Source organism: Candidatus Zixiibacteriota bacterium (assembly GCA_040752815.1).
Taxonomy (GTDB): Bacteria; Zixibacteria; MSB-5A5; order GN15; family FEB-12; genus JAGGTI01.
On sequence record JBFMGC010000016.1, the window covers coordinates 32,987 to 45,249 of the forward strand.

The following is a 12,263-nucleotide window of genomic DNA, read 5'->3' on the forward strand; positions in this document are numbered from 1 at the left end:
CCAGGGAGAATTCTATCTACGAACGCTACAACGAGAGATACGCCATCATAGTTTCTATCAGTTTTGCGGTGTCGGCGGGTACGGCACGAACCTCGATCTGATTCGCTCCCGCAATCTGAACGAACTCAGACACCGTCTGGTCCTCGCTGTCAAGAATGAGCGCGCGGCAGACCGGCGGGCGGATAGTGGCAAGGCTGCGGTACTCCGGCGCGTAGCCGGAGCGAAGCTCGTACCAGAATTTGAATATCGAGCGCGGGAACGGTATCCAGTACATGTCATGCTCTGCCATCAACTGATCCAGCCATCGTCCGGTGGTCAGGTACGGCCGAACCGCGACCACCGCGTCGAAGTGGTCTTCTTCCGCAGCCGACAGCAAAGCCGCATCGGCGCCTGCGCGGAAGCCCACAGCCACGAACGGGCGGATCACCCGGTCGCGGATGCGCAGGTGGGCAATAAGCTCGTTCAGATCGGACGCCTCGTATTCGCCGTCGCTGTGATACCCCGCGCTCGACAGCCCGCTGGCCCGTTGATCGTAAAGGCTGACCGCCCAGCCCGAATCGAGAAATGCCGAGGCCAGGCCCAGAAGCGAATTCCGATCGGCCCGCTCGTCATGCAGCAACACTACCGAACCCCTGAGCGGCCTCGTGTGCTCAGGCGAGAGGGTGTCCGGAGCAGGAGTCAGCCAGGCGCAGGCCAGCGTCGTGAGACCGTCGGCCTCGACCCGGAACGTATCCACAGTCGCGTTCAGGCCGGCGAAGGCCGAGATGTCGTTTGCCGGGAGCGAGTCAGCGCTGAAGGTGTTCAGATCGATGCGCCCCAGGTAGGCTTTGGTCCGGCTGAGCGGGTAGGCTACAAACGCCGCCACGAGAATACCGACAACCACCACAAAAGCGACGATTTGGAGAATTTCCTTGACGTTCTGGGACATTTTGGCCATTTCGCTAACTCCTGACAGATTAAAAAGTTATGATACGTGCTCCGAACGGGGTGTCAATAACAAAAAGCGGGCAAGGCTGCTTAAACAGGTGCATGCTCCCGACCTGCCGCCGTCCCTGGGGCGACGGTCGGATTAGGTGCGCCCCGTGCTCCCGCCGTGCTCCCGACAGCGGGCGCCGCTCTAATAGGGGCATGTTGGTCCAGCTTATGGTGAGGGTGCGCAAGGATCGCCGGTCAATGATTCGCTTATCGGGAAGTATCCACGTGTGACACCGTGTGGGCGAGTGCTTCGCCACACCCATAGTGGCCCTTTTGCGAGGGGAGGGGCCGCGCCGACGCTTCTCCCGGCCCGCCCCGCGGGCCGGCGGGGGCTGCGCAAAAATTAATCAAAGAAATCTGGCCGATACCCCTTGACAACTCGGAGACTCCTCTGTATATTCGACACGGATGATAGGTGACTGTTCCACGTAACAAATAGTTTTATGACGGCCGCGATTTATCCGCCGCCAGACAGTACCAACAGCTTTCCGATCCGATACACATAACTAAGCGAGTCCTGTGTACGTCGCCTCACGGCGCGGCTGTGGGGGCCGCCCCGGAGAAACTTGCAGGTTACTTCATAGCGCTAACTGGTAAAGAGACTAGAAAACGTAACTGAGGTTATCCGGTGATATTGAATTCGGCTTGGTTCGCCGACAATATCACTAAGTATCTCGGTTGTAAACCTTTGCCAGGAAGCTGCTGAGGACAGGCCAGGAGTGATCTTGAGCAACGTCAGCAGCCCGGATCTCAAGGAGGAAGCTTGTTAAACATCCGTTCGTTCCCCGAGCGCACCTGCTTACTTGCCCTCGTGCTTGCGGTTTTGCTGCTCTGCCCGGCAACCGATACCCAAGCGATCGAGCGCCTGCGAGTCACGGTCGGTGACACTACCGGCACCCCCGGCCAGCAAAACTCCGTCATCACCGTGTTCCTGACCAACACCCAGGACCAGATCGCCGCCTTCTCGCTGCACCTGTTTCTTTCCCGCAACGACATCGCCAACTTCCAAAACAACCTGGATACGGTGGTGGATACCACCTATTGGAAGGAATGGTGCTGTACCGAGTATGTGGGTGAGAATTGTGTCGATTCGGTCCGAGACACCTGCGCGGTCGATTTCCCGGACCTGGAGCCGTGGGATTTTCGCATAATCGACACGGTCGAGGCCTTTGTAGGTAATTTTGACACGGTCGGTACGCTCATTTCCGGGTGGGAAATGGTCACGTCGCGTTCCGTGTCCACCGGCGACCTCGGCCTGGACATTCTCGTGACCGGAATCGCCGACCGCACCACCGTGCCCGGCACCCGGCCGCCGATTAACCCCCAGCAGGGCGGCGTGCTGTTCCGCATCCTGGCCGACATCTTCCCCATTCCGCCGGAATTGGAAGACCGCACGGCCGGTATCATTATCGACGTATCCTGGAAGCCGTACTTTGTCTTTTCAACTCCGGCGGGGACGGCCATTGGCTGGATCACAGTCCAGGTGCCCGATACCAACTATTATGAGTGCACCAACCCGGTGCCGCCTCCTGGGACCGGATGCTATGAGTGGACCCACATGCCGCAATCACAGTGCACCAACGGCTGTGATTCGGTCGCCATTGTCATGGTTGACGTGGCCAAGCTCGATTCCACCCAGGTCAAGCTGTTCGACGGCCAGATCGAGGTGCTCAATTACATCTGCGGCGACGTCAATCACAGCGGCGACTTGACCATCGGCGACATCACTATGCTCATTGACCACCTGTTCATAACCGGCGTGGAGATCGTGCCGATCGAGGCCGGCAATGTGAACTGCAGCACCGAGATACCGGTGGAGCTGAGTATCGGCGACGTGACCGTGCTCATTGATCGCCTGTTTATCACTCAAACCCCGTTGTGTTGTGAATAGGTTGAATGGAGTTCGTGCCCGTGTTAGCCAATCCTTCGAAAAGTCTTAATACCCGGCTAACCGGAGCAAACTATCAATGGTCCGGAATTGAGGCAGGGCAGGGGTCCTGCACTCCTGTTATTTCGGTAGGGCAGGGGTCCCGTACTCCTGCCATCGATGGCAGGACCGCAGGGGTCCTGCCCTACGAGGACTGCGAATAGCGGTAAGCTACGAAAGAAATGGCGCCGGGCCTTTGGGCGGGCAGGGCGCCTGAGATAAAAAGAGAAAGAAGAAAGACGGAAAGGAAAGGAGGACATCCGAGAGAGAGGATTTTGCACGCGCTCGTAAATGTTTGACTGTCGCTCTTTTTTTCACGACTATGGCAGCCGCAGCCGTCTGGCTCTCAGGCTACGGAGACCGGGTCGAGAATCCCGAGGGGGGATAGAGAGAGGATAGTTGAACTAAATGACAACGTTTGTTGTAATGAATGCGATTTTTTTAGGAGAGCAAAAATGAGGAAACTTTCATTTTTCCTTACGTTCGCTTTGGTACTTTCCCTGGCGTACGGTGCGCTCGCACAACGAACCAACCTGGGTATTATTTCGCTTGACAATGTCACGAACCAGTACACTCCCACACAGTTGGCGGCGGGCAAGACGCACGTGGCCTCCATACGGTACAACCTCTTAGGCTTAAGCGCAGCCAACCCGTGGGTAGGCTCGAACGCCTTTGAGGTGTACTCGCCGGACGGCGCCAACTGGGTGAACCTGTTGGCTGCTGACGGTCCGATTGTCAGCGCCCTTCCGGTGACTGTGAGCAAGTTCAGGAAGTACTACACTAACGCCAACGCAGGTACAGTCAACTGGGTTGCCACCGCCGGCGGCGGCACCACCCAGCCGGGCCCGAGCACCGGTCCGCTGAGCCGCGTTGGTTACTCGCTGGCCACTTTGGACGTGACCGGTATGGGCGGGTATGCCGGTGGTTCCACCAACGGCATCGCCCTGACCCTACAGTTCCAGACGCTGCTGGCCGATGTCGGCAAAATGATGTGCCTCGACTCGGTCAACGGCAAAGCCACGGTGGCCTGGGAATGGGCCGATGCCGGTCCGGCTGCTGACGACTGGCCACAGTGGGATAACGACCCTGGTACCGCTGGTAACCAGGAAGGCGCCCGCTGCTGGGAAATCTTCGAAGTGCCGAACCTCCCGCCGGATTGGTGCGATGATCCGGCCGTAGGCAACGTGTCCTTCAACCACTGCCAGCAGGGTTCATTCACCCTGTGCGCAACTGATCCGGATCCGGAACAGTGCGATCCGCCCGGTGACGGTTCTGTGGTATACTCGTTTGCCCCCGGTTTCGAAACCGGCTACGGCACGATTGCCGGTAATCTGTGGACCTGGTCCGGCCCGACCGTACCGCAGGCTGCCAACGTGGATATCGAATTCCTCGTTAAGGATGCCTGTGATGCGGAACAGGCCGCGCACTTCGTGCTGCACGTGACCACTACCAACAACGCTCCGACGATACAGTGCCCGTCGCTCAGAACCGTCAGCATCAACACCTGCAAAACGCAGACTGTGACGATTGCTGATGCGGATGTTTGCGACGCGCTTACGTTGTCGGTACTGGGCTTCAGCCGGACGTACCTCGGCACTTACAACATCGTCGGCAACGTCATCGAGCTTTGCCCGGTGACCGGTGACGAGAATGCGGCCCCGTTGTTAATGACGGTCCAGGTCAGCGATGGTAATGCTACCGCGACTTGCGACGTGCCGTGGAACGTGATTGCGGGATCTCCCTATCAGGTTGAATTGCAGAAAGATTCAGCCGTGTACCAGGGTCAGTACCGCGATATTTTTATTAAGCTGCACAAGTTCGATGCGGCCCAGGGTCTGGGCGGTTTCGACTTCCTGATTGCTTATGACGCCTCCGCGCTGGCCCTCCAGCTTGCTTACGAGGGCGAAATCTACAATCAGGATACCGACGTGCCTCCGGGTTGCGGCTGGGAGTTCTTCACCTACCGCTTCAGCCCTTACGGCAACTGCGGCAACGCCTGCCCGAGCGGCATGGTTCGCGTAGTTGGTCTGGCCGAGACCAACAATGGTCCGTACCATCCCGATTGCGGCGTGGAGAACGTACCGATCGTTCTGGCGTACCTGAGATTCCTGGTCAGCAATGACCGGACTTTGGAGTGCCAGTTCGTACCGATCCGGTTCTTCTGGTATGGCTGCGGTGACAACACCCTGTCGAACGATGACGGTTCCGAACTGTATTTGTCGGAAAAGGTGTTTGATTTCTGCGCATACAATGAGCCGTTCCTCGGCTGTGAAATCACCGCCGACGATCCATTCCCGACCTACCAGGGCGCTCAAGACGAATGCGTCTACGTAGATGAGGGAAGAGGCAAGGTTGCCAAGCGTAACGTTGACTTCCAGAACGGCGGTATTGATATCGCCTGCGCCGACTCGATCGACGCTCGCGGTGATATCAACCTGAACGGTCTGGCGTACGAAATCGCCGACGCGGTCATGTTCACCAACTACTTCATTTCGGGTGTTGCGGCGTTTGGAAGCCATATTGAAGGTTCGATCGCGGCTTCCGATACGAACGCCGACGGCCTCGCTCTGACGGTCGCCGACCTGGTGTACCTGATCCGTGTGATCATTGGCGATGCCGTGCCGTATGACAAGATCGCCCCGGTGGCTGCCAGCATTACCGTCAGCCGTGACGGTGTCTTCAGTGTCGACGGTTCAATGGGTGCGGCCCACGTTGTCGTTGCCGGCAATGTGACCCCAACCCTGTTGGCCCCCGGCATGGAGATCAAGTCCGGCTTTGACGGCGAGAACACCAATATCCTGGTGTTCAGCCTCGACGGCAACAGCTTCTCCGGCAGCTTCCTGCGCGCCGATGGTCAGGTCGTCAAGACCGAATTCGCCTCCAGCACCGGTGCGCCGGTAGTGGCGAAGGTCATGCCGTCCGACTATGCGCTGAGCCAGAACTACCCGAACCCGTTCAACCCGAGCACCAAGATCGACATCCTGATCCCCGGCGCCGGGATTGAGTGGAAGCTGAATATTTATAACGTCACGGGTCAGCTCGTTGAGAGCTTCTCCGGCGTTAGCAATACCGGCTTCGAGCAGGTTGTTTGGGAGGCCTCTGGTGTCTCCTCCGGCGTCTACTTCTACAAGTTGACGGCCGGCACCTTCAGCGATACCAAGAAGGCTATCCTTCTGAAGTAACGCCGAAGCGTTTTAGGTTCGAATCCCCGGAGAGGTTACCCCTTTCCGGGGGTTCTAAAGACGGACGAGATTAGAACAAGAAAGGAAGAGAGCGTATCGCGAGAAAGCTATTGAGATAAGACGACTAACTTTTTGCCCAAGTGGAGCTTGAATGACCCTTTTAGTTCGGAAAACTGCAGTTTTCGCGTGACAAAGCGGTCTTTTTTTTATATAATGTGGCGCTCTCATCGAAACCAGTACCTGCCTGTTTCGGCGGGAGACGTCATGCTGCGGAAGAATGCAGAGACCTGCGGAAGAATGACAGACAACCTCACTATGTTGCTCGCCGCCAGGAAGAAGGAGTATTCTGAGCCTAACTGGTAGTGCTGAGTTAGACTGGCTGTTGAGAACATAAGTTCTTACCGTTTCTACTCTTAAACGGACGTTTTCAGAGAGACTAACTCTGGGTAGAGCCGGAATTGGTCCGCCAGGGAGTCGGCGACCAGGCTCCGGCCACGAGCAAGTTCCGGTCTGAATCTTGCTCGGATGGGATTGGCAAAGTGCCACTTTTACGCGTCACGCTATGACGAAAAGGTATTTTACAGTAGTTTGCAGTATCATGGCGCTGCTTGCGGCAGTGGGCAGTGATGTCCGCGCCGAAGGCAACGTTGTCGGCTATTATGTCTATGTCGATTCGGTGCAGGCTGGGGTTGGGGAGGACATCTCGATCCGGTTTCTTCTGGGTAACGAGCAGGCGCTCACTTCGTTTTCGGTGCCGATAACTTATAACCCCGAACTGGTGACGCTCAAGTCGGTCAGTTTCACGGGCTCTCGCGCCCAACACCTTGCCAATAAGATAGTTACACCCGCCAACCTAAGCACGGCCAACGGCCACTTCATGGTCTCGGCCTTCCAATGGCTCGAGGACCCTATTGCCGTTGGCGAAGGGCTCTTGTTCACCGTCGTTTTTGGCGTCAAGAGCACTGCTTTGCCGGGCCAATCCACAGTTCTCGATACGCTTTTCTACCCGCCGGGCGGTTATCTCGAAGTGGTGCGCGCCGATGCTCCGGGCGGGATTCGGCCGGCATTCCGGCCGGGCCGCATTCTCGTGGGCGAGCCGAACCGGGCGCCGGTGTTCACCCTGATTTCCGATCAGTATGTCCTCGAGGGGGACAGCCTGAAGCTAAACGTGCGCGTGACGGATCCCGATAGCGACCAGGTCACGCTGGCGGCGACCTCCAAGCCGATCGGTTCGCACTTCGTTGACAATGGTGACGGCAGCGCACGGTTTGCGTGGGTGCCGGACTACGTGGGGCCGAACTCCGCGGACGGGTCGCCGGTGAAAGTCAGATTCTGGGCCGGCGACGGCGACCTCTCCAGTCAGATGGAGGTGACTGTCCACGTTGTTAATCGGAATCGCTGCCCGGTGATCAGTGCTCCGTCGGCGGTGAGCGTGGAGGCCGGCGAAACCCTTGATTTCTCCGTTTCAGCGGTGGATCCCGATTTCGAAACGATAAGCTGGGGCTGGTCGGGCCTGCCGTCGGGGGCGAGTTTCGACGCCGCTAATCCGGGGCGCCTGAGCTGGGTCTCGTCGGTGACGGACAGCGGCACGTTTGCGCTTCGTTTCGTGGCAGTTGACCCTCAGGGCCTGGCCGACACCGCGACCGTGGCCGCGTCGGTGCAGGCGGTAGCGCTGTACACGCTGCGCATCGACTCGGTGAAGGCGTTTCCGAACGAGGACGTTCAGTATCGCATCGTACTGGACAACAAGCTGCCGGTGAACGGGTTCAATCTGCTGATCCACTACGATCCGTCGGCGCTGGCGTTTCTCTCATTGACCAACGCCGGCACGCGGGCGGCCGATTTCGAATTCTTCACGGCAACCAACAACAACAACGGCATTCCCGGAGATGTGCGCATCCGCGGTATCGCCAGCCTCGCGGGCGCGACCCCTCATCTCGCGGCCGGCGAGGGGCCGATCGCGATCGGGCGGCTGCATACGAGCGGCGACCTCGCGTTCGCCGGCATGAGTATCCCGCTCCGGTTCGAGTTCCGCGACGCTCCGACTAATCAGGACAACACCCTGGCCGACAGCATCGGCGCCCTCATCCGGCAGAGCGATATCGTCTACGTCAACGGCAACGTGCTGATCGAGGACATCGGCGAGATTCTCATAGGCGACATCAATCTGAATCGCATTCCGGCGGAGATCGGCGACGTCATCTACTTTACCAATTTCTTCATCAATCCGTCGCTATATCGCTTCAACGCGCTGCAGTACGCCAACTCCGATGTCAACCGGGACAACATGGCGGCGACAATCGCCGACCTGGTGGCGCTGATCAACTGGGTGGTGAGCGGGAATCCGCCGCTGGCCAAGACGGGCGCAGTGACCACGCCGGGTGCTGTAATTGAAACATCGGTCAATGCGAGCGGAGCGCGGTTGGGCTATGAGTGCGCGGAGGAGATCGGGGCGGCCTTTGTGGTGTTCGAGACCGATCGGGAGATTTCGGCGGACATGATTGTCTCCGCGCACGGGCAGATGACGCTCGATTATCGCCAGGACGGCCGCGATGTGAAGGTGCTGCTGTACAGCCTCGACGGGGGTGTGTTGGCTTGCGGGAAGTGCGAGCTGTTTACTGTTAGAGGTCTGGATTCATTTCAAGTCAGCCACGTCGAGCTGGGCAGCGCCGACGGCCGCATGGTGGAAGTATCCATGGCGGCCGCCGGCCCTGAACTGCCGACCGCGTATGCGCTGGCACAGAATTATCCGAACCCATTCAATCCGGAGACGACAATTGAATTCTCGCTGCCGACCCCTTCGGCCGTGGAACTCACCGTATACAACGTGCTCGGGCAGCAAGTGATAACGCTGGTGTCGGGTGAATATCCGGCAGGCGAGCACCGGGTCATTTGGAACGGCGACGATGACAGCGGTGTGCCGGTGGCATCCGGGATTTATCTGTACCGGCTGACCGTGGGATCAACGGTTTTGACACGAAAGATGATGCTCCTCAAGTAGGGCATGTGCATATAGCAATGATAACGATGACTTTTGAAATATGGTTGAGGTCGCGATGCGATTGGTGAAGATCCCCCTGATGTGTCTCTTGGCGCTTCTGGCACTGGCCGACTATTCCCAGGCGCAGCCTCAGTTTGGGTGCGATGACATCGTGCATTCGTCGTTTGACGTACTGCGTCTGCCGTTCTTCTGCGGCAAGCCGGGCGATACGGTGCTGCTGCCGGTCATCCTGGACAACGACTCAATCGTGACGTCGTTCCAGTTCCTGATCGAGTTCGACACGGCCTGGCTGCGCCCGGTGTTCATCCGGGACTCGTCGTGCGCGGTGGCGGACCAGACCGGTTGTATCCAGTGGAATGTCGACACGACTTTCGTGGATCACCTCATCACGCGGCGCATGCTTATCACCGATACCACGCCCGGCGAATTCGGGCCGGTTATCGACACGATCAACCAGTTTAGTATTAATCTGTTCCAGGGGCGCAAGAATGTGCTGGCCTGCAACGCCGTTCCGGAGTTCTTGACTCTTGACTCGCTGCCGCCGGGCAACGACACGATTTTTTACGTCAAGATGGCCGTCAAAGCGACCACGCCGCACCTTCAGCTTGCGCGCTTCACTTTCTTTGAGAGCGACATCTTCATAGTCGATGATAGCGTATTTCCGCCGGATACGACCTACTTCAACGGCTGTAACGCCTCCCAGATGGTGACTGCCTGGTACAAGGGGCTGAACGGCCAGGGAGAAGACTCCACCGAGAACTTCCAGGTTTACCCGACCACTGACCTGGGCTACACTTACTGGTTCCAGGCTGATACGGCCTGTGTACCGCCGGCCATCCCGGACCCGACCGTAGCCTTCTCGGCCAATCCGACATCTATAACTACCAGTCAGACATCCGCGCTAACCTGGACCTCGACCAATACGGACTCGGTGGTGATTCGGGATGGCGTTGGCTCACGCCTGGCCTACCCGGTCAACGGGCAGATATCGGGTACAATCAACTGGTCTCCGCCGAGCACCGGGACTTTCAGCTTCACCGCGCGAGCCTACGGCACCAACGGGAACTCGGCATTCGGGAACGCCACTGTGACTGTAACTACCGGCGGAACCGGCCAGGGCCCGAATATGTCTGTGTCCGGGCTGGCATCGCCGTATAATCAGGGCGAGCTGATCAGCTTCACGGTAACGGCCACCAATACTACTGGTACACAGATTACTATTGTCGCCTCCGGCCTGCCGGCGAATGCCAGTTTCGGTAACGGCGGGCAGGTGATCGGTGTCAGCCCGCTGACCGGCACGTTCAGCTGGACACCGAGCAACACGCAGGAGGGGTTCTTCACAGTCACGTTTACGGGCAGCCACTCTGGCGGTTCGACCGTGTTGCCGATCCAGATCGAGGTCAAGGAGCTGGAGTTCGACCGCCTCTTTTCCACCTCGCGCGAGGGCAACCGCCCGGTAGGCGGACGTCCCGGCAGGGCCGGAATCGCCTTCCCGATCGACCTGGTCAAACGTCAGCCGGTGTACGGTATCCAGTTCGATATGACGTACCCGGATGAGTTCCTGAGGATCGACTCGATCATGACCACGATACGAATTCCCGAATACGTGGTGTACGACAACATCGGCGCCACTCCCGGCACAATACGCGTGGTCACGTTCGGCCTCAACAACGAGGAAGTGATCGATACCAACACCACGGCGATACTGCACATGATGATGACACTCGATTCGAGCGCAGTGCCGTGGACCGACCTTGTCATTAATCTCGAAAACGGCCGTGAGTCAACCGATCCGGATCCGCTGGTCGGGTCCAAGCCGCTATTGACCGATTCCGGCCTGGTGGTGGTGGATTCGCTGGGCGATGTCAACCTCGATCGGTTCATCGACGTCGCCGACGCGGTCAATATCGTTGCCTACATCATCGGCACCTTCCCCCTGGTGGAACGACAGTTCGAGGTTGCGGACATCATCGAAAACGACTCGGTCAACGTGTTTGATCTGGTGGCCGATATCAACATGATCTACGGCATCGCCCTGCCTGCGCCGGTTCCGCCGCCGCCTGACCAGATCGCGGTGCTGTCACTGGCCTACAACGAGATGATCAGCGGTTCGAATGATCTGCTGGTGGTTCGCTCGCAGATCCCTGAGGAAGTCGCCGGCGTGCAATTGCAGCTGAACTACGATCCGACCGCGGTCAGTTTCGGCTCGCCGCGTCTGACGGCGGACGTCTCCGGCTATGCCCTCCACTCGAACGACAACGGCCAGGGACGTCTGAAAATCCTGCTGTACAAGTTCGCGCCGTACAACTCGGGTGATTTCATGCAGCCGGGCGATGTCGACCTGGTGGAAATCCCGATCACGGCCTACAAGGACCTGAAGGCCGACGACAAAACCCGTATCCGGCTGACCGAGGCGCTGCTCTCCAACACGGTCGCCGGCGCGCTGGCAGTCCAGGGTGTCGACACCCCTCTGCCGAACCGGTTTACACTCAGGCAGAACTACCCCAACCCGTTCAACCCGACCACGACAATCGAGTTTGAGATCGGCGTGGCCGATCTCGGCGCCCTGCAGCAGGATGTCAGTCTGGACGTCTTCAATATACTCGGTCAGCATGTGACGACTCTGTTTGACGGTCGTTACGCTGCCGGCGCTTACAAAGTTACCTGGGATGCGACCGACCACGACGGGCGTCGCGTGGCCAGCGGTGTCTATCTCTACCGTCTGAAAGTCGGTGAGGAGTTTATGACCAAGAAAATGCTCTTCCTCAAGTAAGGGCTCGCGGAGGAACTGTTACGATGAACCGAATGGTACGAATAGTTCTAGGTGCTGCGCTGCTGTTGACGGCGGCTGGCGCCGGCTTCGCCCAGACTGCGCCGGTAGTTACAGACATTCCTGATCAGACAATTGCCGAAGGTGCCAGCTTCACTGCAATCACGCTTGACGATTTTGTCAGTGACGCGGACAACACAGACGCTGAGATGACGTGGACTTTCTCAGGTAACACCGAACTGACTGTCAGCATTGATGTTAACCGGGTAGCCACGATAACGACTCCGAACTCTGATTGGAACGGTTCGGAGACGATCACGTTCAGGGCAGCCGATCCGGGGCTGCTGGCGGACTCGAATGCTGCGACGTTTACGGTGACGGCGGTAAACGATGCGCCTGTCGTGACGG

6 protein-coding genes are annotated in these 12,263 nt (G+C 58.4%); 5 read left to right on the forward strand and 1 reads right to left on the reverse strand.

What is annotated here, in order from left to right:
• Positions 1–25: 25 nt before the first annotated feature.
• Complete coding sequence (locus AB1772_06080) at positions 26–937, reverse strand: hypothetical protein (protein MEW5795912.1); 912 nt, start codon at positions 935–937, stop codon at positions 26–28.
• 801 nt (positions 938–1,738) lie between these two features.
• Here AB1772_06080 and AB1772_06085 point away from each other — a divergent pair.
• The 5 genes from AB1772_06085 to AB1772_06105 all read left to right on the forward strand — a co-directional run.
• Complete coding sequence (locus AB1772_06085) at positions 1,739–2,866, forward strand: hypothetical protein (GenBank protein MEW5795913.1); 1,128 nt, start codon at positions 1,739–1,741, stop codon at positions 2,864–2,866.
• A gap of 491 nt (positions 2,867–3,357) precedes the next feature.
• Positions 3,358–6,084, forward strand: a complete 2,727-nt coding sequence (locus AB1772_06090; protein MEW5795914.1) for a T9SS type A sorting domain-containing protein — start codon at positions 3,358–3,360, stop codon at positions 6,082–6,084.
• 562 nt (positions 6,085–6,646) lie between these two features.
• Positions 6,647–9,085, forward strand: coding sequence for a T9SS type A sorting domain-containing protein (locus AB1772_06095; GenBank protein ID MEW5795915.1), 2,439 nt, complete (start codon positions 6,647–6,649; stop codon positions 9,083–9,085).
• Positions 9,086–9,140: 55 nt separating this feature from the next.
• Positions 9,141–11,858, forward strand: a complete 2,718-nt coding sequence (locus AB1772_06100; protein ID MEW5795916.1) for a FlgD immunoglobulin-like domain containing protein — start codon at positions 9,141–9,143, stop codon at positions 11,856–11,858.
• A 23-nt stretch (positions 11,859–11,881) separates the two neighbouring features.
• Positions 11,882–12,263 (forward strand): hypothetical protein (locus tag AB1772_06105; GenBank protein MEW5795917.1); only part of this gene is annotated, 382 nt, incomplete at its 3' end.